Here is a 26200-nt window from a genome sequence, read left to right as displayed (position 1 = left end):
ATAAAGAAATAATTTTCCTGATATTAGCTGCTATTGAGAATAAAATATTCGAATGAAAACCAGACTGTTTATATGGATTCTATTACCCTTGATGCTCCTCCAGAGCTTCTCGACGGTATGGCTATGGACAGTCTTCGAGTTGAATCGAGATTATATTGCACGTTACGAATGTATCAATCGTTTTAACGATAATGCGCTAGCCTGTCGAGGCCAATGTATTTTGATGAAGAAAATGCGCGAGCATGAGGAAAAGGAACAAAAAAATCTTGAATTGCGTATTATCGATGTTGTTTTTATAAATAATACACAAGATTTTACATTTAAAAATACGGCTCTTTATGAAGATACTGTGGAGCGCCTGCTTCCAGTATATAATGAAGATTATTCTTATAATCCCATCTTTACGATATTTCACCCCCCTTTGGTTTAAATCCACTTAGAAATTTATTTGATTAAGTAGTCGATCACTGACGATGGATTACAAGGTATGCTAAGATTTCCTTCGCGTTATAATTGTGCTGTGAAAATGCTTTTAGTGATGCTTTGTCCATAAAATCGATCTTCGGTTAAGCTATTTCTTCAATAACTATTTATTTCAATGAAACCTTCCTAATTATTTGGGCTACATCATGGTGTGGATCCGAATCATTTGAATATTGATAATAGCTAATAATCTGTTTAAGATCAATATTGATAGTTTCATTTCTCTAAAAGTTGAATGGAGCGCATCTATACGATGAAATATATCCGTTCGTCACAATAGGATATCATTTTGATTTATTGGATGAGCCCTCGTGCTCACGCAATAAATCGGATAGCTTCCTAACAAATGAAAAATTATAGATGAGAAATTTATTTATAAAAAAAGTGGGTTTTTATATCGCGATTATGTCTTTTCTCCTAGTCGCTTGTACAAAGGAGAAAACAGACTATGAGGCAGAGCGGGGAAATACTGTGGCAGAGAATACAGAGTTTAAAGAGATTACAAGCCTTGTTTCTTCAGGGTATAGTATTCGTGTTGAGGCCTTAGGTGGGGTATTGTATCGCGGTTATAATGATATCCGCGTGATAATCAATAAGCAGCAAAATAATGAACCTGTAGCCGTTTCCTCAGTCAAATTGCTACCAGTCCAAACCAATGTGGAAGGAATGAAAATTGTTTGTCCGCACCAGTCCGAAATGGACTACACGTTGGATGGTCGCTACTTTTCGGGTTACAGTGTGTTTACAGATGAAAGCTCTGCAGCAGCAAACTGGAGTTTGGAAATCGATTTTACAATTGGCGGTCAGACCTTCACCGCTACACAACATGTAACTGTAAAGCCGCAGGTAAATAAAAATCGTAACATAACCACCTTAACCGGGAAAGATGGCGAACAGTATTTAATCGCCTTGATTTCTCCTTGGAAACCAACTGTTTCTGAAAATAAGCTGGTCGCCGGGATTTATAAGTTGGACGCTGCACAATTGTCTTATACGACAGTCAATGGATATACCCTACAATTGGATCCGCGTATGCCAGAACCTTCGATGGGCAACCATTCTTCGCCCAATAATAAAGACCTGGTACAACAGGCCGACGGATTGTACCACGGTGTTGTGAATTACACAATGACAGGAAACTGGACATTGAATTTTATTTTGGTCAACCAAAATGGAAGGGTAATAGCAGGAACTGAGGTGCCCAAGGACTTTACACCGGGGGTAGAAGGTCGTAAAAGCGAGTTATACATTGATATTCTATTCTAGAGGCTATGAGGAAGATAAGTATTATTCTCTTTATGTTGTCTTTGGGATGGAACGTACACGGACAAAACAATCCTGTTACCCGCGATACAACGAGACGTCTAGCCGAGGTTACAGTCAATGCAGCTGCCAAAAAGAGAATTGAAAACGATCTGAAGATGACAGTCTCCGTGGATGAATATTTGGCTTCTGCAAGTAATATTAGCTTTATCAAACGCGGAGCCTATGCTTGGGAACCCCTACTCAATAATATGAGTAGCGAGCGTTCGACAATTACGATCGATGGGATGCATGTCTTTGGAGCATGTACGGATAAAATGGACCCGATAACCTCGTATGTAGAAAGTAATAACCTTGCCGCCATAGATATTAAATCGGGGCAGGAAGGTAATCTGCATGGCGCTACGGTCGCTGGCAGTATAGATCTAAAAAGAAGGAATACCTCGTTTGGTTTGCAGAAAAAAATTGGCGGAGCCTATCAGACAGGTTTTGAATTCAATAATAAGCAGACTTTCAATCTTGGGAATTTATATTACTCAAGTGACAAATTTGTGGCAGATGGAAGTATTGCCTTCCGGAAGGCTGGAAATTATTATGATGGAAATGACGATGAAGTACGGCATTCGCAATATAATAAATTCAATGCGTCGCTGGGCTTGGCCTATAAAACAAGTCCGCTTTCTGCTGTTCGGGTAGATGCTATTTTTGATCGTGCAAAAGATGTGGGATTCCCGGCTTTGCCAATGGACTTATCCTTATCCAGAGCGATTATCACTTCGGCTGCATACAAACAGTTGTTTGAAGAGGGCTTGGTAAAAGTATGGGACACCAAAGTTTATTTTAATGCAGTTGAGCACTATATGGATGATACCACCCGTCCCGAGAATTTGGTCCATATGGATATGCCGGGCTGGAGTACAACCTATGGTCTTTTGTCCAAAATTAATCTGCAGAAAGATCGTTATTCTTCGGAAATACAAGTAAATGCTTACGATAATCTATCCATAGCTGAGATGCGTATGTACCCGCAGGATCGATCCAAACAGACCATGTTTGCCTATAGCTGGCCATGGGTGACCACCCGTTTCGCGAGTGTAGCCATTAATAACTCGTTAGATCTTTCTGATATCAGTAGACTTGTCTTTGGAGGTTCATTGGGTTTGAACTATAACTATTCGAAATATGTTGAATTCAACTGGATCTTCCATCCTGGTTCTCCACAGAAGAAAAATAGAATTCTTCCGAGCCTACACGCCAGTTATCAGTTAAATATTGGTCAGTTTGACTTTTCCATAGGAACAGGGTTTGGGCATCGTGCTCCCTCTGTTTCGGAGGCTTATGGTTATTACATTTACAACAGTTTCGATCGGTATGACTATATCGGAAATCCGGATTTAAAAAATGAAGTCTCTTATGAAGCCAATGCCAGTGCCGGATTTAAGACCGGAAAGTTAAGCATTGGGGCCAAGGCCAATTATTTCTTTATCCAAGACTACATTATTGGCCGGATTTTGAGTTTGGGTAGCCCTATGAATTATCAATCGGTAGGTGTGAAAGGCTATACCTCTTTAGATCATGCGACTCTGTTTAACCTAGCGCTCAATGCGCAATATCAAATTTTGCCAAGTCTAGATTGGAAAGTCGTACTTACCTATGCCAGAGGGCAAGACAATATGGGCGGAAACCTGCCTTTTATACGTCCCTTAAGTTATCAAACATCATTGCATTATCGATACAAAATGATCGGTGTGCAAACTTCAATGAACGGGGACTTTAGCCAGGTCAATTTTAGCCCTGAATACGGAGAGGACCAAACTGCATCCTATAAGATATGGAATGTTTCGGCAGACTATACCTTCACTATTGGAAAATTAAATGCCGTGTTTCAGGTCGGTGCGGAGAACCTCTTCAATGAATACTATAGTACCTATGCAGATTGGGGAAATATACCACGCATGGGTAGGAATATTTTTACATCCTTAAAAATCAATTTTTAAATACCTTAAAACTTAGAATAAAATGAAAAACAATGCAATTAAACTCCTGATGATTTCTTTGGTTATGGTTTCTTGTAGCAAAAGTGAAGATGTCGCCAACAGTGTTAACTTACATTTCAACAATACATTTAAAAATACAACAATTGTGCTGGGTAGTGCAGATTCACCAGCTGCCACAACAAATACATCAGCCAGTGGGCAACTGCATCAGTTTTCTGAGCTGAAGTACGTAATTAGCAATATCAGGCTTATTAAAGCCGATGGATCTGAAATCCCTTATAATGTAAATGATCTGGATAAAGGGGCTACAGTAATTGATCAGGCGAAAGCGGCAACTTTAAATTATGTACTGAGTAATATACCTGTTGGAGATTATAAACAGATCAAATTCGGCTTGGGAGTAAAACAGGAAATAAATACATTGGATCAACTGAGATTCCCAGTTTTCTATGCAACAGCAGGGGCTAATGACACCAAAATGCACTGGGAATGGGGAACAGGTTACCGATTTACGAAATTGGAAGGCTTTTATGGTGCGGATCATAAAGAGTTGTCTATTCACACAGGAAGTACGATCAACGGAACAAATGGTGATGAATCCACTTATAAACAGGGGGTAGATGCTTATCGGGATATTACGTTGAATTTACCGTCCTTAGTTACTGTTGGAAAAAGTGTACCACAGATTAATATCAGGGCGGATTTCGATAAGCTCTTAAGCGGGAAAACGAATACCATTACATTGGGTGCTAACAACGCTGTGCCTAGTATTCATTCGGCAGTCGAAATGGTCAAATTTGTTGATAATCTTGGCGGTAACGGCAGCAGTGATACAGCAGGGATGTTCACTGTTGAGCGTGTTTCTAACTAAATTTTACGTAAATGGCTATGATCTTGAATGAGGTTGTAGCCATTTGCTGAAAATACGTTATGCATAAACAAAAGAACGCCGTCCGATTGCACCATGACTTTCAAGTGTGCATTCTGAATATTCATCAACCATTGATAAAAATAGAAGGATGAAAAAAGTCATCTTAATCCTGACAGTTATACTGATTGCTTTATCCTGTAGTAGGGATAATATCGTTGAATCTACGCTGGAAGACAACCCCACAGTCACGTTCAATATTCCTGCGGATTTTCCGAGTCTGAATAATGCATTTAATAGCAATAAGCCAACAAAGTATGGTGTTGAATTGGGTGAAAAACTATTTCATGAAAAAAGATTCAGTGGAAATAATACGATATCATGTGCCAGTTGCCATAATCCCTCATTGGCTTTTTCCGATGGAAAAATGCAGGCAGTGGGTATAGATAGTCGCGTCGGATTTCGGAACACTCCACCTTTGCAGAATTTGGCTTTTATGAAATTTTATAATTGGGATGGCAATATACTCGAACTGGAAAAGCAACCTTTAGTGCCAATTATCACGCATGAGGAGATGAACTCATCTATCCTGGAGGTCATCGGTAAAATCAATGGCGAGTTTGATTATAAAAGATTGTTCAAGAAGGCTTTTGGCGATGAGAATATTACACCTGAACGAATTTATAAAAGCATTGCACAGTATGAGTATACATTAGTTTCGGCCGACAGTAAATATGATCAGGTAAAAAGAGGTGAAGGGGAGCAATTCACGATCGAGGAAGAACGGGGGTATCAGCTGTTTAAGTTGAAATGTGAAAGCTGCCATGCAACAGAATTATTTACCGATCAGAGTTTTAGAAATGTAGGGTTTCCTTTAAATAAGCATCCCGATGAGGCCGGGCGAGCACGCATCACAGGTATTGAAACAGACTATATGGCTTTTCGGGTACCTTCTTTAAGAAATGCGGAATATACAGCGCCTTATGGAAGTTTTGGGCAGTTCCCAACGTTAAAATCTGTCCTGGATTATTTTGACAAGGGTGTTTTGGATGCAGCTAACCTAGATCCGATTCTTAAGGAAAATGGTAAAAGAATTCCTATGACAGAAGAAGAAAAGGAAGCTATCATAGCTTTTATTAAAACATTAAGTGATCCCAAATTTGTAGGCAAATAATGCTGATTTATGAATAGAAGAGATCAACCAATTGTTTCGCTTCTTTTACATCATGTACGCGGAGAATTTGTACACCTCTTTCGAGAAGTAAGGTATTTAAAGCGGTGGTGCCATTTAAAGCTTCTTGGGCGGTGATTCCGATTTTTTTATAGATCATGGATTTACGGGATATTCCACCCAAAATTGGTAACTCGAAGTAGTGAAGTTCATTGACACGATAGAGCAACTCATAGTTCTGTTCGACTGTCTTTGCAAAACCAAAGCCCGGATCAAGAATAATATCTTTCACCCCCATACTTCTTAGCGTCGCAATGCGGTCACCTAAAAAGGTGGCTACGTCAGTTACAATATCTGTATAATCTGTTTTTTCCTGCATATTTTCGGGAATACCGCGCATATGCATGAGAATATAGGGAACTTGATATTTTGCTACCGTGGCGAACATGTTATCATCGAGTGTACCTCCCGAAACATCATTTATGATGTGCACTCCCGCATCGATGGCAGCAGCAGCAACGTCTGCCCTAAAGGTATCGATTGATAAAATAGCGTCAGGAAATACAGTTTTAATTGCTCGAATAGCGGGAAGAGCTCGATCCATTTCCTCCTGTGATGAAATTAATGGAGCGCCCGGACGTGAGGAATATGCGCCAATATCAAGAATTTGAGCACCTTCAAGCAATAGCTTCTTTGCTTTCTCTACCGCAAGTGCTACGGTTGTATTGTCGCCACCGTCATAAAAAGAATCTGGAGTCACATTGAGTATCCCCATAATAATGGGCTTTTCGAAGGTCATTAAGGTACCATCGACCAGTATAGAATGACAGGCTGAAGTGTGGAATCTTTTCATCAGAACAATGCTAGGCTTGGTGTGAGAGCGTCTTATTTGACAACCAAAACACCGTCAGCAATAATGCTAATATCTTTTTTAGGTTGTGTAATCTGGTCTATTTCAGACTGTGATTTACCAAGATCCTTTGCCGCATGTTGTAACGATGCTACAGAAACTTCCTTTTTCTTTGCGATACCCTCGATGACAACTGTTTTGCCGACAATGTCTGCTGGCATGAAGAAACCATAGTCTTTAAAACGAACGGTAATAGGCTCTTCGCCTTCCCGTTGCAAGGTCATGAAACAACCTTTTTTCTTACACACTTCAACAACTTTGCCCGATATCTTTCCATTGAAGGCATTCTTTTGCGTGAGTTCTTTTTCAAGCTTAGCTACTGAAATCGCATTGGTAGCAGAGATTTCTTTGCCATATTTTACGCCTGGTTTGGCTGCTGGAATATCCTTTTGCTGTGCGAAAGATAAATTGGTAACAGCAAATGCTAATGCAAAAAATAAAACGATCTTTTTCATGCTATTTTCTAATAAATTCAAATTTACCACTTGGGTCCAGCTTCATGACAGTAGATGATTTCCCATCTGTTGTTACGTCTCTGTCATAGGCGACAATATAGTCTACCCCATCTTTGATGGCATCAGATATTTCGTCAAAATCTTTCGCCGTGGGTTCACCACTGATATTTGCCGAAGTTGAAATTATCGGTTTGCGAAACCGTTGTAAAAGTTGTTCACAAAAAGGGTGCTTGACAATTCGAATGCCAATTGAACCGTCCTCAGCAATCGCATTGGGCGCAAGATTTTTGGCATTCGAATAGACAATTGTCAAGGGTTTTTCGGTGTATTCAATAAGTTGATAAGCCACATCCGGGATTTCGTTTACATAACTCGCTAATTGATTGTCGTTGTGTAATAGGACGATCAGACTTTTGGATTTATCTCTTCCTTTCAGTTGGAAAACTTTCTCCACGGCTTCTGGATTGGTGGCATCACAACCTATCCCCCAAATGGTGTCGGTGGGGTATAGAATTAATCCGCCGTTTTTTAATGTCTCCAAGGCCTTATTCAAATCCTCACGATCTACGAATGCACTCATCTTATCTTTATACTAGTTTTAACTTTATACAGCTACATTATGATCACGTAGTGCATCATTTAATGAAGTCTTTTTGTCTGTAGACTCTTTACGTTGACCAATGATCAAAGCGCAAGGAACTTGATATTCCCCTGCCGCAAATTTTTTGGTGTAAGAACCCGGGATAACAACAGAGCGGGCAGGTACATAACCTTTATATTCTACTGGTTGAGGTCCCGTAACATCGATAATTTTTGTTGACGCTGTCAATACGACATTAGCACCCAATACAGCCTCTTTTTCTACACGAATACCTTCTACTACAATCGCTCTTGAACCTATGAAAACATTGTCCTCAATAATAACTGGAGCTGCTTGTACGGGCTCTAATACGCCACCAATTCCGACGCCGCCACTTAAATGGACATGTTTACCAATTTGTGCACAAGATCCAACAGTTGCCCAAGTATCCACCATGGTACCTTCGTCTACATAAGCACCGATGTTAACGTAAGAAGGCATCATAATCACTCCTTTAGCCAAATATGCACCTAAACGAGCAGAAGCCCCTGGTACAACACGTACTCCAGTGTGCTTGTAGTCTGTCTTTAATTTCATTTTATCATGAAACACAAAAGGACCTGCAGTCATTTCGCGCATATCATTGATTGGAAAATATAAAATAACAGCTTTCTTAATCCAGTCATTGACGTGCCATCTTGTACCGATCATTTCAGCGACGCGGATTTCACCGCTATCTAATTTCATGATAACAGCGCGAATGGCTTCTGTATATTCTTTATATTCTAATAATTGCCTATCTTCCCAAGCTTCCTCAATCAGTTTTTTAAGTGGCTCTACCATATTATTTATTTTCTTATTTGAATTAGTTTATTTTGATGTACAAACTTAGATAAAGTTGGACTTAAAAACAACTTTATCCATTGTTCCTTGCAATAGACTTTCCTGATAACAACACCCTACCAAATTATGATCAACTCCTGACTCCAACCACAGTGTGTGCACAGTGAGTCCACGTTGAGTCCACCTTTTTAAGGTGCGTTCACGCTACAGACATTGTTTTAACAACCCGCTTGCAGTCAGGAGTTGGTATGGATTTGATGATAACTTGTCGGCAATTAGCTATTAAACTCTTCCGGCGAACGGATGAAAGACGTTTTAATAAGTGAACTCAGTTTAATAGGAATTTTCCATAATTGCTTTTGGTTATAATGATTCTAAAAATATAATTATTTTTGTATTATGGCTGGAACATCAGAAAAATTGAGAATTGATAAATATTTGTGGTCAATTCGCTTATTTAAGACAAGAACTTTGGCAACAGAGGCCTGTAAGGCAGGTCGGGTGAAACTAAAAGGCCAAAATATAAAACCCTCTTATGAAGTTAAGATCGGAGATGTATACCATGTCCAAAAGGGAATTGAGAAAAAAGTGGTGATGGTGACAGGTCTTTTGGAACGTCGTGTTGACGCCAAGACTGCTGTTCAATTCTACGAGGATCAAACACCTGTTGAAGAAACTGTAGGGTTTAAATCCGTATTTCATGCGCCTGTCCTAAAACGCGACCGCGGTACAGGGCGCCCTACGAAAAAAGACCGTCGTGAGATAGATGATTTACAATCTTCAGAATGGTGGGAGAAGGAAGATGAATAATCTCAAGATATGCGCCATGATAATTATGGGAAGTCTGTTGACAATCTCCTGTAAATCATATAAAAAACCTGTAGCCGTGACTGAGGGAGAATTTGTTTTGGCGATCCATGGTGGAGCGGGGACGATCTTGAAAAAGAATATGACAGATTCGATGGAACAAGCTTATAGAATTGTCTTGGAGCAAGCGCTTCGTATGGGCTATCAAAAGTTGCAAGAAGGTAAATCCAGTTTGGAAGCGGTTGAATCTGCTATCCATGTTATGGAAGACTCTCCCTTGTTTAATGCGGGGAAAGGAGCGGTTTTTACACATGACGGACATAACGAACTGGATGCCTCCATCATGGATGGTAAATCCTTGGCTGCAGGCGCCGTTGCGGGAGTGACAACAATCAAAAATCCAATCTCAGCAGCCAAGGCTGTGATGGAAAAATCTGAGCATGTTATGATGGTAGGTAAAGGTGCCGAAGAATTTGCGAAGCAAGTGGGATTAGCCATTGTAGATCCTTCTTATTTTTGGACGAAAGCACGTTGGGAAGCTTTGCAGAAAGTGAGAAAGGACGATAGTACTCAAACACAACTAGATCACGATCAAAAACAAAGTTCACGTTTAGGCATTATCAATAAAGACGCTAAATTTGGTACTGTAGGTTGTGTTGCTTTGGATAAAGCAGGTAATCTGGCTGCGGGCACATCAACAGGAGGGATGACAAACAAGAAGTTTGGACGGGTCGGAGATTCGCCAATTATCGGTGCTGGAACGTATGCGAACAATAATACCTGTGCTGTTTCCTGCACTGGATGGGGTGAATATTATATCCGCACCGTGGCGGCATATTCGGTGTCAGCTTTAATGGAATATAAAGGTGAACATGTTGATCAAGCGAGCTGGCAAGTAATCGATCGGATTGGTGAAATGGGCGGTAATGGCGGCATGATCGCATTGGATAAAAACGGACATGTTGCTATGCCTTTTAATACCGCCGGCATGTATCGGGGTACGGTGACTAGAGACGGTAAAATAACTGTAGAAATTTATAAATAGCCAATTCAGCTTTTTTCATCATCATAAAATATCCCAAGTGATCAATACAATACATGTTGAAGATCGCTTGGGATAAATTTTGCTAAAATTTTTTATTGAACAGCAGTTATGGCCTATAATGTCAAATTGCCGTTAGGTATTGTTCTATCTCATCAAATTGGATATCACCATGTGAAGCGTCATATAGACTGTCTTTTCCTGCAACAATCAGTATTTGGGGTGATTGATGTTCTACATGCCAACGTTGGGCAATCTCATTCGATAGTGGGCGGTAACGCAAAAGGTCTAAAAGATAAATCGCATAATCATGGTCTGAAGTAGCAGACATACGTTCAAGACTACGCTTAGCCATATTGCTAATACCACAAGTTGTGCTATGTTTAAAGATGGCTACAACTTTATCAGATTGATAAAGCTCCTGTAGCTGTTCTTCTGTATTTAATTCTATCCAATTAATCATATTATAGTTCTGTAAATTTTTTCTGTTCTACCTGTACAAAAGATGAAATAGAGGAGAATATACAACTCTTTTGGTCATTGCTTGTGGAATTGAAGAAACTGGGTAAACGTATACCGTCACCGATCTCCTTATATTTGCTCACTTCATAGGTGTTTTTTTCGCCCTTATCTGTGTATTCGTAACGGACAATCTCACCGGTATTTTGATCAATATAAAGCAAACCATCAATCTTTGAACCAAAGATAGGGCCTGACGAGCTGATATTTGCTATCGTTAATTTCTGTCCAGCACTGAAACTTTCCTTTTGGCTTTTCAGCTGCACATTTTTCTGCCCGATCAAGGTGGGCAAAAGTAGCAGATTGAGATCCGAAAATAGCTGGTTTTTAATTGATTTCTTGAGCTCTGGCTCATCTGCAGATAAATTCCCTCGAATAAAGAGTTTGTCTGACCCTGGGTTTTTAAAATTAAACAGGTAGGTCACCTGATCCGTTCCCTTATAGCCATCAAATCGACATGCTCCAGTCGTTCTATTGAACAAGAACTTTCGTTCGTCGTTTGACAACTGGTCTGAGATGGTATTTCCCTTTGCTGAGAAAGCCAAAAACTGCAAAGAATCCCATTTTTCCTGGCCACCGATACTTTGCCAAATCTGCTTGTTTAGACTATCGTCTTGTGCCACTAGATCCAACTGACAAAATAACGTCAGTATAACGACCAAGAGTACATTCGATAATGTTTTCATAATCCTATTTTTTAAAGAAACAATCATCAAGTAATTCGTACCAAAATTGATAGCGTTAAACTTCATCATTGCGTCATTGTCTATAAAACTACCGACTGTTGTATAACTGATTTACACTACAATCAAGACAATTCAATAACAATTTATTCTAGTGAAAAAATAAAAATCGATTAATAAGATAACTAAATATTTTATTAATCGATTTATTCAAAATATAAGTACCTGAGTAATAAGCTGTGCTCAGCAATACTTTTCATCATTGAATGGTAGGCAAAATTAATACCAAACTAGAATTTTTTGGCAATATGAGCCATTTGTATTGCTGTAATAGCAGCTTCTTTACCTTTATTACCATGTTTCCCTCCGGCGCGATCCAATGCTTGCTGAAGATTATCAGTCGTTAATACACCAAAAATAGCTGGTTTATTGTATTTTAGCCCTACATTGGCAATGCCATTTGCAACTGCATCGCAGATAAAATCGAAGTGTCTGGTCTCACCCTGAATGACGCAGCCTAAACAGATTACAGCGTCAAAACTCTGATTTCTGAATGCGAGGTCTGCTCCTGAAATTAATTCGAAACTTCCAGGAACCTCTATGACTTGGATATTGCTTTCCTGAGCGCCATGCTCTTCCAAGCCCTTTATTGCACCATTCAATAATGCACCTGTAATTTCTGCATTCCATTGTGCAACAACGATTGCAAATTTGAATGGACTTGCATCCGCAACCTGGATATGCGAAAAGTCGGATAAATTTTTAATGCTACTTGCCATAATAGTAACAAAGATAGTGATTTTAGATGGTCACAAAAAAAGAGGCTATCAAATAGCCTCTTTTTATTATATTTTTATAATTATCTATTATAGATGTGCTTGTACACGGCCTAATAAACCATCAATTGTTGAAGCTTCTTGGCTCTCAGGAAAATCTGTTTTAATCTTCTTGTAAGCAGTCTCTGCACTTTTATAGTCATTTTGTGCTTCATATACAAGTCCTAGTTTTTTCAAAAAGAGTGGAGTTGTATACGAGTTGCTTGATTTTTCAGAAGCTTGCTTGTAATAGTCAGCGGCTTTTTTGTAGTCTTTTAACTCTGAAAAAGCATCACCTGTTAAACCAATTACGAGTGGGTCTAGAATTTGGCTTCCTGTTGGAGCATATTTTTCAAGCGCTTTCGCAGCTTCATCGAATTTACCTTGACGCAAATATAAACCTCCTAAATAGGCGTTTGCAATATTGGCAGATTTTGTATTGGAATATTCGTCCGCAATTTGTTTAAAACCAAGAAACGCACCATCACCCATGATTGCTTTACTTTGTAAAGAATCAATTGTAGCAAGCTGTTCTGCTTTGTACATACGGTTCGAAGCTTCTTCTGCTCTTGGATCTAGATAAAGCTTTTGATATCCAAAATAAAGTAAGATCAATACAACGATACCACCTAAAATGAACACTACACTTTTTTGGTTATCTTGAAAAAAAGATCCTTTTGAAGGTTTGAAACCTTGATTTGTATTATTTGTGTTTTTAGACATTACTAATCAGTAAAATATGGATTGCAAAAATACACTTTTCGAGCAAATTTGCAAGTGTTTTGCAAATTTTAAAGTGAATTAACTTTGGTTTTCTGACTCATTCGATAGTTCAATTTCCTTGTCTAGCTGTTCGTAGATGGAATTTTTACTTTTGAATTCAGGTACAATAATTTTCATTTGATAGACAACTTCGTTTTTGTTTTGTGTCGCTAAACGCTGTTGCAATTCGCCAATTTTCATACACACGATATCATAATTATTTTCTCTGACTTTGGCGATCATGATTTTTTCGTGGTGAGTCGGTAAGGTATTCTCTAAATCATTCAGTAATTCCTCATATAGTTTTTCACCAGGTCTTAATCCAGTGAATTTTATTTCAATATCTTCATTCGGTTTAAATCCTGAAAGACGAATCATTTTTTTAGCTAACTCAACTATTTTTACAGATTTACCCATATCAAATACAAAAATTTCGCCACCTTGTCCCATTGTTCCAGCTTCAAGGACTAGTCGGCATGCTTCGGGAATGGTCATAAAATACCGCGTAATTTCTGGATGAGTAACTGTTACAGGGCCACCTTTTTGAATCTGGTCTCTGAATCGAGGGATAACAGATCCATTGGAGCCTAGGACATTGCCAAAGCGGGTTGTGATAAATTTGGTGTGCACAGTTGCCCCTAACGAGTTTTCCAAATGATTGTTTAACGATTGTACATAGATTTCTGCGATACGCTTTGTCGCTCCCATGATATTCGTGGGATTGACAGCTTTATCGGTAGAGACAAAAACAAATTTTTCAACTTGAAATTCCACGGCTAAATCAGCTAGATTCTTAGTACCCATGACATTGGTCTGTACTGCTTCCAAAGGATGGTTTTCCATCATTGGCACATGTTTGTAAGCTGCCGCATGATATACATAATGCGGCTTGAAAGTGTCAAAAAGTAATTGCATCCTTTTTGTACTTCGGACGTCTGCTATATAAGTATGATAAACTTGATTTGGAAATTCATCTTGAAGGTCAAGTTGGAGATTATGTAACGGGGACTCCGCTTGGTCACAAAGGATAATCATCTGGGGCTCGTATTTCCCCAATTGGGATGCAATCTCACTACCTATGGAACCTGCTGCCCCAGTAACTAAGATCCTTTTGCCTTTCGTTTGGCTTAGGATGTGGTCGTCGTTAATCTTAATCGGCTCCCTTTCTAGTAAATCTTCAATTTTTATTTTTTGGATCTGATTGGGGTTAAGATCACCATTCATGATCTTTTTAACAGGAGGGAGCGTTAATATGTTGACATTTTTTTCGAGCGCAACATCTGTAATTTCATTTTTACGGTCGGAAGGAATGTTGTGCGAAGCGATGATGACCTCTTCAATATTTAGTGTGTTGATGAGGTGGCTAAACTTTTGAGAAGAGTAAATTTTGGTCCCATCAATAACTTTGTTAATTTTTTGCTCATTATCGTCTAAGAATCCAACAATAGCATTTTTGGATCGTACATCATGGTCTAAGGTTCTTTTTACAGCAATTCCCAAATCACCGGCACCGTAGATGAGTGTCTTTTTTCTGGATCCGTTGACTTTTTTTGTGTATAGAAAGAAAATTTTAATAATTGTTCTATATACGGTTAAAATAAGAAATGAAAAGAGTGCAAAGAAGATAATGAGTGCAGTTGGGATGTTTCGCTCTATCTCGTTTGCCTGGATCACTAATTTTATAACCAAGAGAACGAAAACACTAAATGTTATCGTTGATAATATACGTATGGAATCGATAGCGCTTGTGTAACGAACTATCCCAGTATACATCTTGAAGAGGTAGAATGATAAAGAACATATGGCTATAAATAAAATGTAACGAATGCTAAAATCAATGTCGAGCAGAAAATCGAAGTTAAAATCATAGTAAATAACATTTGCGAGGAGATAAGCGATGGAAACACTAAAGATGTCCAATAAAAAAATGATCCATCGTGGCACTATATTGACTTTACTGAGCATGGTATTATATCTGATTAATTTAGACAAATGTATATAAATTTGTTTCATTCCAAAGCCGTGCCAAACCAAATTTATCTTCGTTTGATAAGATTGATTTTTTATTGTAATTTTAGCTAACTATCAATTTTACAAGATGAATGAGTTAGGAAAGCTTGCGAGTCAGGCTATGATTTCTCCAAAAGAGATGCTGTTTGAGAAGAAAAAGAATGCAAAGAGTTTATTTATAGGCATTCCAAAAGAAATCTCGCTTCAGGAAAAGCGGATCTGCTTGACGCCATTAGCGGTTGCATTATTGGTAGAAAATGGACATGAAGTAATCATTGAGACGGGAGCAGGTGCTGGGGCCAATTTTTTGGATCATCATTATAGTGAACAGGGCGCTCGTATCGTTTCATCTCGGGAAGAGGTGTACCAAGCAGATCTGATCATTAAAGTTGGTAGCCCTATGCTTAGTGAAGTTAAGTTGATGAAAGAAAGACAGCTTTTGTTATCTTCTCAGCAACCTTCACTCATGAACCTGGATGTACTAAAGGCGTTAATGCATAAAAAAATCACTGCAATTTCTTACGAATATTTAAGAGATGAGGGCGGTTGCCTGGCAGTGGTTCGTGCGATGAGCGAAATCGTGGGGGCAACGGCAACCTTAATCGCTGGAGAGTATCTGAGCAATGCATTTGGAGGGAAGGGACTGATGCTCGGTGGTGTGACCGGCGTAGCTTCCACAGAAGTCGTTATTATAGGCGCGGGGACCGTTGGTGAACAAGCTGCCCGAACGGCTTTGGCGCTAGGTGCACAGGTAAAGGTTTTTGATAATTCGATTTATAAACTTAGACGCCTGCAAAACAATCTTGGCAGCCGTGTTTTCACTTCCGTTATACAACCTATTATTTTAAACAAGGCTGTGATCAGTTCGGATGTAGTTATTGGCGCTTTACGAGCTCGTAATGGACGTTCTGCTTGTATAATTTCGGAGGAAACAGTTTCTAAAATGAAACCTAATTCTGTAGTGATAGATGTGAGTATCGATCAAGGGGGGAATTTTGAAAGCTCAGAAGTGACTTCACATGATAAACCTATCTTTCGGAAATTTGATGTTATTCACTATTGTGTTCCCAATATAGCGTCTCGGGTAGCACGAACAGCCACTTATGCAATGAGCAATATTTTTACGTCTATTTTGCTTGATTTTGCAGAACTCGGGGGACTGAAAAATGCAATCTGGAAGAATCCCGGTATTCGGAGTTCTATTTATTTGTACCAAGGAAACCTTACAAATATTGACATGGCCTCAAGATTTAATATGACGGCGAAAGATTTAGATCTTTTAGTTGTTTCTTCCTTATAAACCAGGGGTATCCAGTTCATGTTTGATTCGTTTTTTTAGTATATGTAGTCTGGAGCTCTCTTTAAAAATATCATTTTAATGAAAAGAATTTTTATGATTTTATGTTCGTTGATTTCGCTTGTTAAAGCGCAGGAAGCAATCAACCTTTATGCAGATTCTATTCCAAATTCGACTGATAAAGAGCAGGTAAATTTAGAAAAGAATGTACCAAAGTTATTTGCATATACAGCAGATAAAAGTATAGATAAAAATATCGCGGTACTGGTTATTCCAGGAGGAGGGTATTCTCATATAGCAATGGATCATGAGGGGCATGCCGTTGCAAAAGAGCTGATAAAAAATGGCTATTCGGCATTTGTTTTACAATACCGATTGCCTTCACCAAATATCATGCGTGACAAATCAATAGGACCTCTTCAGGATGCCCAGCGGGCAATGCAGTTGATCCGAACCTTGCATCCCGGACTTCGAAAAGTTGGGGTAATAGGATTTTCCGCTGGCGGGCACCTAGCTTCCACTTTAATTACGAAGTTTAAGAAAGACTATATAGCGAATCCTTCCCATGTATCTCTAAGACCTGATTTTGCAGGATTAATTTATCCAGTAATCTCTATGGAAAATGATATAACACATAAAGGTTCGCGTATAAATCTCATTGGAGAAACCCCCTCACAAGACCAAATAAAGCTGTTTTCTTCCAATTTGCAGGTGTCTTCTAACGTTTGTCCGGTTTTCTTTGTCCATGCCAAAGACGATATGGCTGTGCCAATAGAAAATAGCTATAGAATGATGGCAGCTTTGGACAAGTCAAAAGTGCCCAACAAGCTTTATACCTTTGAGCAGGGGGGGCACGGTTTCGGATTAATTAACAAAACCTCGGATAAATTATGGTTTGACGCATTTTTATCTTGGCTAGAGACACAAGACTAGGGCATACAATTAATGGTCAAAAGCGATCCAGTGAGATATGGTTAGATCGACAGCCTGTTGTTTTTGTGGAATTATTTGCGATGTTATAATCGCATGTAAGTTAATCTCATTATTGCTGACGACGACTTCATAATAAAAACCTCTGAATCGGACATCTTTTACAAAAAAAGTAGACTGTTCAGAAGGACTGATTGAAATCCATTCTTGATGTATCGCGATTGGTTTTTCGCTTGTTATGCCTAAATTTTGAGCTTGCTCAACCTGTAATATATTGCTTTTTGCCAGTAATTGCGCAGTATAAGGGTGCGATGGATTGCTATACAATATATGTGGATTATTTTGATCTAGGATTTTACCAGATTTCATCACAATGAGGTTATCTGCCAAAGCAAGTACTTCCGTAGGATCGTGTGAAACTAAAATGACGGTCAGCCCAGTTTCTTTAACAATATCTTTTATGTCCTGTTGCAAGGTATCCCTAAAAGAGGCATCAACCTGATTGAAGGGTTCATCCATTAGTAAAACTTCAGGCTCGTTGATCAACGCACGACAGATGGCGACGCGTTGTTTTTCTCCCCCACTGATGTCTGCTACTCTTTTTTTAGCGAGGTGATCTATCCGTAGACGTTGCAATATTTCCGCGGTTTTGTCTTGTTTGCGTTTAATATCTGTATTTGGCAACTGCGATGCAACATTATCCCATACATTGGCATAAGTATTTAAATCGTCGAAGCCCTGTGACACTAATTTCATCGCATCGTGTCCGGGAATTAACTTGTCTTTACGTGTAGGAACCTGCCACCCCTTATAACGGACAGTACCGTCTGTTGGTTCCAATAAACCATATATTAATCGTAGTAAGGTGCTTTTTCCACTGCCAGATTCACCAATGATCGCTGTTATTTTTCCTTCATCGATATCGAAAGAACTATTTTCAACAGCAAACTGCATATTGTTCTCATGAAAGGAAAAGCTAAGGTGCTCGGCGTGTATAGCCGCTAATCCGGGCACATGGATATCAGATGGAATATATTGACAAGATGATAAATGAGCCATAGTAGGGAGTCAAAAAAAAGGTAGTTAACGAATAGAAATTTTACGTGTTGTTGCATCTATGATGCTAATATGTATCTCTTTTGCTTCTTCAGGAAGTAAATTGGGGATTTTCTCTGGCCATTCAACAAAGCAATATGCACCTGAATAGAAATATTCCTCATAGCCAAAATCGAAAGCCTCCTGTTCATCTTTAATGCGGTAAAAATCAAAGTGATATATGGGTCCAACGGGAGACTCATATTCATTAACAATGGAGAATGTTGGACTAGATGTACTATCTTGTACATTCAATTGTTTGCACAGGTGTTTTACAAAAGTTGTCTTTCCTGCTCCCATTGAACCATATAATAGAAAAATTCGGTCCTTTGGAAAACTATTTAAAAGTGTCTGAGCCGCTTGAGATAGATCCGCTGTCGTATTTACAATAATTTCCATGTTGCAAAATTACTATTTCGGTAAGTATGTCGCAAAGGGGATAATCATTTCTTCCAAAGAGATTCCTCCATGTTGGAATGTTCCGTTAAAGTAATTGACAAATTGATTGTAGTTGTTGGGGTAAACAAAATACGAATCTTCTTTGGCAAAAACGTATGTTGAACTAACATGAAGTTTAGGCAACTGTGCCTCGTGGGGATTTTTGATAGCAAAAACATCTTTGTCAATATAGTTCAGATTTTTCCCTTGCTTATATCTCAAATTTGTATTTGTATTTCGATCACCAACGATTTTACTTGGCTTTTTTACACGTATCGTGCCATGGTCGGTTGTAATAATCACACGAACTTTCTTTTGTGAGAGCCATTTTATAGCTTCTAATAAAGGTGAGTGTTCAAACCATGACAAAGTGAGGGAGCGATACGCTGCTTCGTCGTTTGCTAATTCACGAATCATAGAGCTGTCCGTACGTGCGTGAGAAAGCATATCAACAAAGTTATACACCAACACATTCAGTTGATTGTGCATCATATTACCGAGATTGTCTAACACATCCTTTCCTTGTTCAAGGGTCAAAATTTTCGTGTAGGAGTGTTTTATGGACTTGCGGTAAAGTCGCTTGATCTGATCTTCCAAAAATTTATCCTCATATAAATTCTTGCCACCTTCATCTTCATCGTTTTGCCATAATTTCGGGAAGCGTTTTTCCATTTCCAGTGGAGTTAATCCACTAAAGATGGCATTTCTAGCATATTGTGTTGCTGTTGGTAAAATACTGTAATAGTTTATCTCCTCCTCAAGTCTAAAATAGTCGGTGATTACCTCATTGATAATTTTCCATTGATCGAAACGCAAATTGTCTATTAGAAAGAAAAATGTCGGTGTATCATCTTCTATGGTCGGAAATACCTTTTTCTTAAATAGCTGGTGTGAAAGAATGGGCGCGTTTTCGGGGCGATTAATCCACTGTATATAGTTGTTTTCTATAAATTTTGAGAATTGCATGTTTGCTTCGGATTTTTGCATCGTCAGAATTTCATGCATATTGTTATCTTCAAGCTTTTCGAGGGATAATTCCCAGTAGACAAGTTTTTTGTAAACTTCTGACCATTGGTTGAAATCCAGATTGTCATTCAGGATCATCCCCAAATTGCGGAAGTCTTGTTGATAGGCCATGGATGTTTTCTCATTGACAAGACGTTTGTTCTCCGTTAATTTTTTTATTGTCATCAAGATCTGCTTGGGGTTGACCGGCTTGATAAGATAATCATCTATTTTGGAGCCGATGGCATCTTCCATGACATGTTCTTCTTCATTTTTTGTGACCAGAACAACGGGGACAGTAGGGTTGATCGATTTGAGTATAGCAAGTGTTTCGAGCCCGGTTAGCCCAGGCATATTTTCGTCTAAGAAAACGAGGTGGAAAAAACCATTTTTAAAGGCTTCAACGGCATCATTTCCATTATTGACTGTGTCAACTTTGTAACCTTTGCTTTCTAAAAATAAAATGTGTGGTTTTAGAAAGTCAATTTCATCGTCAGCCCAAAGAATATGTGTTTTTTGCATCTTGTTATTATATGTCTATTAGTAGTAGAGGGGAGGATCGGATTTTCGATCTCATGCTAACATAAGCAAATATCGTGCTTCAGATTTTATTTTTAACATTTATTAACGATGAACTAACTATCTTTGTTTTAAGTTTATACTAGTGTTAACCAGGAGTTCATGATTAAAGGGCTCGGTTTCATATTTATAGTGTTGATGATCGTATTAATTTGTCTCCACATTGAACAAAAATAAAATTATTAATGATCCGGTATATGGATTTGTCGCTATTCCTACAGGATTGGTCTTTGACCTAGTGCAACACCCTTATTTCCAAAGGCTCCGCTATATTAAGCAGGTGAGCATGACGCATCTTGTCTATCCCGGAGCTTTGCATACTCGTTTTCAGCACGCCATAGGAGCGATGCATTTGATGTCGATGGCTTTGGAAACTTTGAGGAGTAAAGGTGTTATAATTTCAGCGGATGAAGAGGAGGCTGTTCTGTCGGCAATATTGCTGCATGATATAGGTCACGGCCCTTTTTCACATTCCTTGGAGCATAGTTTGATTGAAGGAGTTTCTCATGAGCTATTGTCCTCCCTTTTAATGGATCGAATCAATAATGATTTGGGTGGAAGACTAAGTCTAGCAATTACAATCTTTAATAATAAATACGAACGTAAATTTCTTCATCAATTGGTGTCGAGCCAATTGGATGTTGATCGAATGGACTACCTCAATAGAGATAGTTTTTTTACAGGCGTATCGGAAGGCGTTATCTCATTTGACCGTATCATAAAAATGCTCAATGTGGTGGACGATGAAATAGTAGTGGAGTATAAAGCGCTTTATTCAGTGGAGAAATTTTTGATTGCGCGGCGGTTGATGTATTGGCAAGTATATTTACACAAGACCGTTATCGGTGCTGAACAGTTATTGATTAAAATTCTGCAGCGGGCAAAATATTTGACGGCTGCTGGCCATAAGCTCTTTTCTACCCCGGCTTTTCATTGGTTTTTAAGCCAGCAGGTCAACAAAACTAACTTTTTGGATGACCCGTTACATTTGGATTGGTTTACTCGTTTAGATGATACGGATATTATGTCGGCCATAAAAACATGGGAACGTCATGAGGATTCGATTTTAAGTACAATGTGCCAGCGTGTTATGAAACGTAATCTATATCGATCTGTCATGAGTGATAAGCCATTCTTGCCAGAATATGTTGATTTAGTGAAGGCGAAAGTACAAGCTGAGATGGGAGTGGCTCAAGAGGATATTCATTATTATGTATTTATGCAGGAAATTCAAAACCGGGCCTATAATTCTTCCAGGGATCAAATTAAAATATTATTGAAATCGGGCGAGCTCGTCGATATAACAGAGGCTTCTGATCTAGGGAATTTAGAAGCGCTATCGAAAAATGTAGCTAAATATGCCTTATGTTATCCAAAAGAGGTGGGATATGTTGCAATTACTTCCATCAAGTAGTTATTTTTTAATAAAAAAACATAGATTTGTACCATGCAATTTACTGCTCAACAAATAGGGACATTATTAGAAGGACGGATTGAAGGAAATCCAGAAGTTACTGTAGGTAACCTTGCCAAAATTGAGGAAGGTAAAAAAGGCGATCTTTCTTTTTTGTCAAATCCAAAATATGAGCATTTTATTTATACTACTGACGCCTCGATTGTAATTGTTAATGAAGATTTACAATTGGCCCAAGCAACTAAACCGACATTGACGATCATACGGGTTAAGAATGCCTATGCTGCTTTCTCTACTATTTTGAACATGTATAATGAGTTTCGTCTTGACAAAAGCGGACGTGAGGAACCTCATTTTATACATGCTGAAGCGGAGATCGGCCAAGGAGGTTATATCGGTGCATTTGTATATATTGGACGCGGGGCTTCCATTGGAAATAACGTAAAAATCTACCCACAGGTCTATATTGGCGATAAAGTTACGATTGGAGATAATACAACACTCTATCCAGGGGTGAAGATTTATCATGATTGTAAGATTGGGGAAAATGTCGTAGTACATTCCGGTGTTGTGATTGGGTCGGATGGATTTGGATTTGCTCCACAAGAAGACGGAACATATAAAAAAGTACCGCAGATCGGTTATGTGCAAGTGGAGGATAATGTTGAGATTGGCGCCAATACTGTAATCGATAGGGCAACAATGGGCGCTACAATAGTGCGTGATGGTGTTAAGTTGGATAATTTGATTCAAATTGCACATAATGTTGATATTGGAAAGAATACAGTAATCGCAGCGCAAACAGGTATTTCTGGTAGTTCAAAAATTGGAGAACATGTAGTTTTAGGAGGACAGGTTGGTGTTGTTGGGCATATTGTTGTTGCAAAGGGGTCTCAAATCCAAGCCCAATCAGGAGTGAATAGATCGATTAAAGAAGAAGGCAAAAAATGGGGCGGTACACCAGTGATGCCTTATCAGCCGCAATTGCGTTCTAATGTGATTTTTGCACGTCTTCCTGAGTTGGAAAAACGAATCCAAGAGTTAGAAAAGTTAGTAGAAAAAAAATTGAAATAATTATTTTTCATTGAAAATAAACTGTTCTTTATTTATGATGAAATAATCATTCCTAGTAAGGCTATGGCGAACATCGAAATAGCTTCAAGGATAAATGTTTTGTCAAAAGAAGTTTTGATTTAAAAATATGTTATTAGAAATGAATGTAAAACAGAGAACCATCAAAAACGAGGTTGAAATTTCGGGGGTAGGTCTTCATACAGGAAAAATTGTATCGATGACGATTAAGCCAGCTCCGGAAAATCACTGGTTTAAGTTCAGACGTGTGGATTTAGAGGGGCAACCAGAAATTTTGGTTGATGCGGATAATGTTACGGATACCTCCAGAGGGACGACAATAACGCAGAATGGAGCAAGTGTGAGTACAATTGAACATTTGATGGCATCGTTAATTGGTTTACAAATTGATAATGTGCTGATTGATATTGATGGTCCTGAAATACCAATTCTCGATGGTAGTTCAGCTATTTTTGTGAAGTTGTTAGAGGAAGCGGGATTTGAAGAACAAGATGCTGATCGGGATTATTATGAGATTTCCAATAATATCCATTATGCAGAGCCAGATCGCAAAGTTGAAATACTGGGCATGCCAATGGATGGTTATCGTTTGACTTGTATGATCGATTTTAATTCGCCTGTGTTGGGAAGCCAGCATGCAGCAATAACATCTATTGAGGATTTTAAATCGGAAATAGCCTCTTCGCGTACGTTTTGTTTTTTACACGAATTGGAAATGTTGGTTGATCATGGGCTTATTAAAGGTGGTGATTTAAGTAATGCCATCGTTATTGTGGACAAGGAGACTTCTCCTGAGGAATTGCAAAAATTAGCACACCTTTTTCATAAAGAAACCGTTGCAGTTGCTAAGGAAGGAATATTAAACAATAATCAATTGCGTTACCAAAATGAGCCTGCTCGACATAAATTGTTGGACATGGTTGGAGATTTAGCGCTAGTCGGAAGACCTTTGAAAGGGCATATTATGGCTGCACGGCCAGGCCATGCAGCGAATGTGGCTTTTGCAAAAAAGATAAAGGAGCAGATCAAGAAAGATAAAACACGAAAAAAAATTAAAGTTTACGATCCCAATATGCCGGCATTATACGATACGGTAGAAATCATGAAGATTTTACCTCATCGTCAGCCCATGCTTATGGTCGATAAAATTCTTGAGTTGACAGAAACACATGTTGTGGGGTTGAAGAATGTTACCATGAACGAAGATTTATTTATGGGACATTTTCCTGGTGCACCATTATTTCCTGGTGTTTTGCAAGTGGAGGCTATGGCACAGACAGGGGGAATTTTAGTTTTGAAGACGGTCCCTGATCCAGAGAATTGGCTGACCTTATTCCTTAAAATTGAAAATGCACGTTTTAAAGCGCAGGTAACTCCAGGAGATTCTGTTATTTTTAGATGTGACTTGATGGAGCCGATCCGAAGAGGTATCGCAAAAATGAAAGGTGTGGCTATGGTAGGAGAGAAAATTGTGTGCGAAGCGGAGCTTATGGCACAGATCGTAAGAGTAAATAACAACTAAAGTAGTATAGATGATACAGCCATTAGCTTATATTCATCCGGAGGCAAAAATTGCTAAAAATGTGGTCATCGAGCCATTTGTAACCATTTATAAAGACGTCGTCATTGGTGAAGGCACTTGGATAGGATCAAATGTGACGATCATGGATGGAGCTCGAATTGGAAAAAACTGTAAAATATATCCCGGTGCAGTAATCTCTGGGGAACCTCAAGATTTAAAATTTGATGGTGAGATTACTACAGCTGAAATTGGAGACAATACAACCATTCGTGAGTGTGTAACAATCAATAGAGGAACCAAGGATAGGTATAAAACGGTCATTGGAAAAAATTGTTTGATCCAAGCTTATAGTCATGTTGCACATGATTGTGAAGTAGGTGATAATTGTGTTTTTTCGAACAACAGTACACTTGCTGGACATATTACGGTCGGCGATTATGTTGTACTTGCTGGAATGGTTGCTGTTCACCAATTTGTCAAAATTGGTTCGCATGCATTTGTTACCGGTGGTTCATTGGTGCGTAAGGATATTCCTCCTTTTGTTAAGGCCGCACGTGAACCGATTTCTTATGCTGGTATTAATTCTGTTGGATTGAGAAGAAGAGGCTTTTCGGAAGAGCAAATTGCCGAGATTCAGAATCTTTATCGAATTCTTTTTGTCCAAAACAGAAATTTGGCTAAAGCAATAGAAATTATAGAAGCTGAATATCAGGCAACGGAAATCCGTGATGAAATTTTGGATTTTATTCGGAATTCAGGCCGGGGTATCATGAAGGGATTCAATAATAGAGCGATGTAATCGCATTGTCGATTCTAGTGAATTTGAAAATTACATTAAAAGATATTGGTAGGAGGTATAACAATGAATGGATTTTTAGGCATATAAACTATACCTTCGAGTCCGGCAAGAGTTATGCCATCCTTGGCCATAACGGTTCAGGGAAGTCCACTTTCCTAAAAGTGCTTTCAAGTAGTTTGACACCCTCAGCGGGTGAATTGATTTACACATATGGCGAAGAGGTCTTAAGTGTGGATCAAATATATCAACAACTGTCTCTTGCAGCCCCCTACGTTGAACTGATCGAGGAATTTACCTTAAATGAGTTGATCGATTTCCATTTTAAATTTAAAAATTATCTTCCTTCTTTTGATAAAGAAACAGTTGTCAGCTTATTGGGATTGGAGCATGCACTTGACAGAGAGATAAGATTTTTTTCTTCAGGTATGCGTCAACGGGTAAAGCTAGCACTAGCTTGCTGTTCTGCATCTAGCTTGGTATTGTTGGATGAGCCAACAAGTAATTTGGATAGTGCCGGTGAAGAATGGTACTTGAATTTGATCGATCGAGCAAAATTAAAATCAAGAATATTTGTCGTTTGTTCAAATCAAAAGAAAGAATATGAGTTCTGTGATGAAACGATATCCATTCTGGATTTTAAAGCCTAATTCTCCTATTTCTCATAGCATTTAATGCACAATGCTTAACAATAACATCCTAATATTTCATTTTTTTATGAACCCAAATCGTTACGAATTGGAATCTTTATAGCTGCATATCTGTTTTTGGGTAAATGATGGGAGTATATTATTCGTATCCGCTTTTTGAAATTATAGGGATGG

26 protein-coding genes and 2 pseudogenes are annotated in these 26200 nt (G+C 38.6%); 15 read left to right on the top strand and 13 right to left on the bottom strand.

The genetic code is table 11. From position 1 onward, the window contains the following. The first annotated feature begins 52 nt into the window (after window positions 1-52). From GVK91_RS23175 to GVK91_RS23155, 5 genes are all read left to right on the top strand, one after another. The gene (locus GVK91_RS23175) at window positions 53-430 is read left to right on the top strand and encodes a hypothetical protein (RefSeq protein WP_153844843.1); all 378 of its coding nucleotides are present in this window, start codon (window positions 53-55) and stop codon (window positions 428-430) included. Window positions 431-843: 413 nt separating this feature from the next. Next, window positions 844-1749, top strand: a complete 906-nt coding sequence (locus tag GVK91_RS23170) for a hypothetical protein (protein ID WP_235032977.1) — start codon at window positions 844-846, stop codon at window positions 1747-1749. Between the two features lie 5 nt (window positions 1750-1754). After that, entirely contained in the window at window positions 1755-3743 is a 1989-nt protein-coding gene (locus GVK91_RS23165) for a TonB-dependent siderophore receptor (RefSeq protein ID WP_159731468.1), read from the top strand. A gap of 22 nt (window positions 3744-3765) precedes the next feature. Next, window positions 3766-4614 carry an MbnP family protein gene (locus GVK91_RS23160; protein ID WP_159731466.1) on the top strand — a complete coding sequence of 283 codons (849 nt, stop codon included), beginning with the start codon at window positions 3766-3768 and terminating at the stop codon, window positions 4612-4614. Window positions 4615-4762: 148 nt separating this feature from the next. Next, the gene (locus GVK91_RS23155; protein WP_159731464.1) at window positions 4763-5785 is read left to right on the top strand and encodes a cytochrome-c peroxidase; all 1023 of its coding nucleotides are present in this window, start codon (window positions 4763-4765) and stop codon (window positions 5783-5785) included. A 7-nt stretch (window positions 5786-5792) separates the two neighbouring features. On the opposite strand, the gene folP is transcribed toward GVK91_RS23155, so the two are convergent. The 4 genes from folP to GVK91_RS23135 are packed head-to-tail and all read right to left on the bottom strand — an operon-like array spanning window position 5793 to window position 8570. Next, a complete protein-coding gene (folP, locus tag GVK91_RS23150) occupies window positions 5793-6635 on the bottom strand; it encodes a dihydropteroate synthase (protein ID WP_153844847.1) in 843 nt (280 codons plus the stop codon). A gap of 32 nt (window positions 6636-6667) precedes the next feature. Next, window positions 6668-7147: a DUF4920 domain-containing protein gene (locus GVK91_RS23145; RefSeq protein ID WP_159731462.1), complete on the bottom strand. Its 480-nt coding sequence runs from the start codon at window positions 7145-7147 to the stop codon at window positions 6668-6670. 1 nt (window position 7148) lies between these two features. Continuing rightward, entirely contained in the window at window positions 7149-7727 is a 579-nt protein-coding gene (locus GVK91_RS23140) for an L-threonylcarbamoyladenylate synthase (protein ID WP_153844849.1), read from the bottom strand. Window positions 7728-7751: 24 nt separating this feature from the next. Next, window positions 7752-8570, bottom strand: coding sequence for a 2,3,4,5-tetrahydropyridine-2,6-dicarboxylate N-succinyltransferase (locus GVK91_RS23135; RefSeq protein ID WP_075990775.1), 819 nt, complete (start codon window positions 8568-8570; stop codon window positions 7752-7754). Window positions 8571-8969: 399 nt separating this feature from the next. On the opposite strand from GVK91_RS23135, the gene GVK91_RS23130 reads away from it, so the two are divergent. Both GVK91_RS23130 and GVK91_RS23125 read left to right on the top strand, forming a co-directional pair. Next, window positions 8970-9380 (top strand): RNA-binding S4 domain-containing protein, encoded by a 411-nt coding sequence (locus GVK91_RS23130; protein WP_088159990.1) that lies wholly within the window; start codon window positions 8970-8972, stop codon window positions 9378-9380. Continuing rightward, entirely contained in the window at window positions 9373-10422 is a 1050-nt protein-coding gene (locus tag GVK91_RS23125) for an isoaspartyl peptidase/L-asparaginase family protein (RefSeq protein WP_159731460.1), read from the top strand. The genes GVK91_RS23130 and GVK91_RS23125 overlap by 8 nt, the downstream gene beginning before the upstream one ends. Before the next feature lie 121 nt (window positions 10423-10543). On the opposite strand, the gene ytxJ is transcribed toward GVK91_RS23125, so the two are convergent. The 5 genes from ytxJ to GVK91_RS23100 form a co-directional block, all read right to left on the bottom strand. Next, complete coding sequence (gene ytxJ / locus GVK91_RS23120) at window positions 10544-10882, bottom strand: bacillithiol system redox-active protein YtxJ (RefSeq protein WP_200845685.1); 339 nt, start codon at window positions 10880-10882, stop codon at window positions 10544-10546. A gap of 1 nt (window position 10883) precedes the next feature. Continuing rightward, window positions 10884-11624, bottom strand: a complete 741-nt coding sequence (locus GVK91_RS23115; protein WP_159731458.1) for a hypothetical protein — start codon at window positions 11622-11624, stop codon at window positions 10884-10886. 287 nt (window positions 11625-11911) lie between these two features. Continuing rightward, window positions 11912-12400 (bottom strand): 6,7-dimethyl-8-ribityllumazine synthase, encoded by a 489-nt coding sequence (gene ribH, locus GVK91_RS23110; RefSeq protein WP_159731456.1) that lies wholly within the window; start codon window positions 12398-12400, stop codon window positions 11912-11914. Between the two features lie 87 nt (window positions 12401-12487). Further along, a complete protein-coding gene (locus GVK91_RS23105) occupies window positions 12488-13159 on the bottom strand; it encodes a tetratricopeptide repeat protein (protein WP_088159993.1) in 672 nt (223 codons plus the stop codon). A 78-nt stretch (window positions 13160-13237) separates the two neighbouring features. Continuing rightward, window positions 13238-15211 (bottom strand): nucleoside-diphosphate sugar epimerase/dehydratase, encoded by a 1974-nt coding sequence (locus GVK91_RS23100; protein WP_227550096.1) that lies wholly within the window; start codon window positions 15209-15211, stop codon window positions 13238-13240. 85 nt (window positions 15212-15296) lie between these two features. Between GVK91_RS23100 and GVK91_RS23095 the strand changes: the two genes are divergently transcribed. Further along, entirely contained in the window at window positions 15297-16508 is a 1212-nt protein-coding gene (locus tag GVK91_RS23095; protein WP_153844853.1) for an alanine dehydrogenase, read from the top strand. 78 nt (window positions 16509-16586) lie between these two features. Further along, window positions 16587-17438 (top strand): alpha/beta hydrolase, encoded by an 852-nt coding sequence (locus tag GVK91_RS23090; RefSeq protein WP_153844854.1) that lies wholly within the window; start codon window positions 16587-16589, stop codon window positions 17436-17438. A gap of 9 nt (window positions 17439-17447) precedes the next feature. On the opposite strand, the gene GVK91_RS23085 is transcribed toward GVK91_RS23090, so the two are convergent. The 3 genes and pseudogenes from GVK91_RS23085 to GVK91_RS27800 all read right to left on the bottom strand — a co-directional run. Next, window positions 17448-18494 (bottom strand): ABC transporter ATP-binding protein, encoded by a 1047-nt coding sequence (locus GVK91_RS23085; RefSeq protein ID WP_159731454.1) that lies wholly within the window; start codon window positions 18492-18494, stop codon window positions 17448-17450. 24 nt (window positions 18495-18518) lie between these two features. Further along, the gene (gene tsaE, locus GVK91_RS23080) at window positions 18519-18929 is read right to left on the bottom strand and encodes a tRNA (adenosine(37)-N6)-threonylcarbamoyltransferase complex ATPase subunit type 1 TsaE (RefSeq protein WP_153844856.1); all 411 of its coding nucleotides are present in this window, start codon (window positions 18927-18929) and stop codon (window positions 18519-18521) included. Between the two features lie 12 nt (window positions 18930-18941). Then, window positions 18942-19793 (bottom strand): annotated as a pseudogene (locus GVK91_RS27800) (PglZ domain-containing protein); the annotation flags it as partial. On the opposite strand from GVK91_RS27800, the gene GVK91_RS27795 reads away from it, so the two are divergent. Next, a complete protein-coding gene (locus GVK91_RS27795) occupies window positions 19786-19905 on the top strand; it encodes a YSIRK-type signal peptide-containing protein (RefSeq protein ID WP_227550103.1) in 120 nt (39 codons plus the stop codon). The pseudogene GVK91_RS27800 and the gene GVK91_RS27795 sit on opposite strands and share 8 nt — an antisense overlap. 257 nt (window positions 19906-20162) lie before the next feature. Here the strand turns inward: GVK91_RS27795 and GVK91_RS27790 are convergent. Next, window positions 20163-20495 (bottom strand): annotated as a pseudogene (locus tag GVK91_RS27790) (response regulator); the annotation flags it as partial. 220 nt (window positions 20496-20715) lie between these two features. Here GVK91_RS27790 and GVK91_RS23070 point away from each other — a divergent pair. The 5 genes from GVK91_RS23070 (at window position 20716) to GVK91_RS23050 (ending at window position 26026) form a co-directional block, all read left to right on the top strand. Further along, window positions 20716-21966, top strand: a complete 1251-nt coding sequence (locus tag GVK91_RS23070; protein ID WP_153844858.1) for an HD domain-containing protein — start codon at window positions 20716-20718, stop codon at window positions 21964-21966. 33 nt (window positions 21967-21999) lie between these two features. Next, window positions 22000-23040, top strand: a complete 1041-nt coding sequence (gene lpxD / locus GVK91_RS23065; protein WP_153844859.1) for a UDP-3-O-(3-hydroxymyristoyl)glucosamine N-acyltransferase — start codon at window positions 22000-22002, stop codon at window positions 23038-23040. Between the two features lie 139 nt (window positions 23041-23179). Continuing rightward, the gene (locus tag GVK91_RS23060; RefSeq protein ID WP_172840641.1) at window positions 23180-24580 is read left to right on the top strand and encodes a bifunctional UDP-3-O-[3-hydroxymyristoyl] N-acetylglucosamine deacetylase/3-hydroxyacyl-ACP dehydratase; all 1401 of its coding nucleotides are present in this window, start codon (window positions 23180-23182) and stop codon (window positions 24578-24580) included. 10 nt (window positions 24581-24590) lie between these two features. Next, window positions 24591-25379: an acyl-ACP--UDP-N-acetylglucosamine O-acyltransferase gene (gene lpxA, locus GVK91_RS23055; RefSeq protein WP_075990789.1), complete on the top strand. Its 789-nt coding sequence runs from the start codon at window positions 24591-24593 to the stop codon at window positions 25377-25379. Between the two features lie 17 nt (window positions 25380-25396). After that, complete coding sequence (locus GVK91_RS23050; protein WP_317164640.1) at window positions 25397-26026, top strand: ABC transporter ATP-binding protein; 630 nt, start codon at window positions 25397-25399, stop codon at window positions 26024-26026. The last annotated feature ends 174 nt before the right edge of the window (window positions 26027-26200 follow it).

This window comes from Sphingobacterium sp. 18053 (assembly GCF_902706145.1).
GTDB classification, from domain to species: Bacteria; Bacteroidota; Bacteroidia; order Sphingobacteriales; family Sphingobacteriaceae; genus Sphingobacterium; species Sphingobacterium paramultivorum.
The sequence above is the reverse complement of the archived record's forward strand: the minus strand, read 5'-3'. Positions and strand labels throughout refer to the sequence as shown.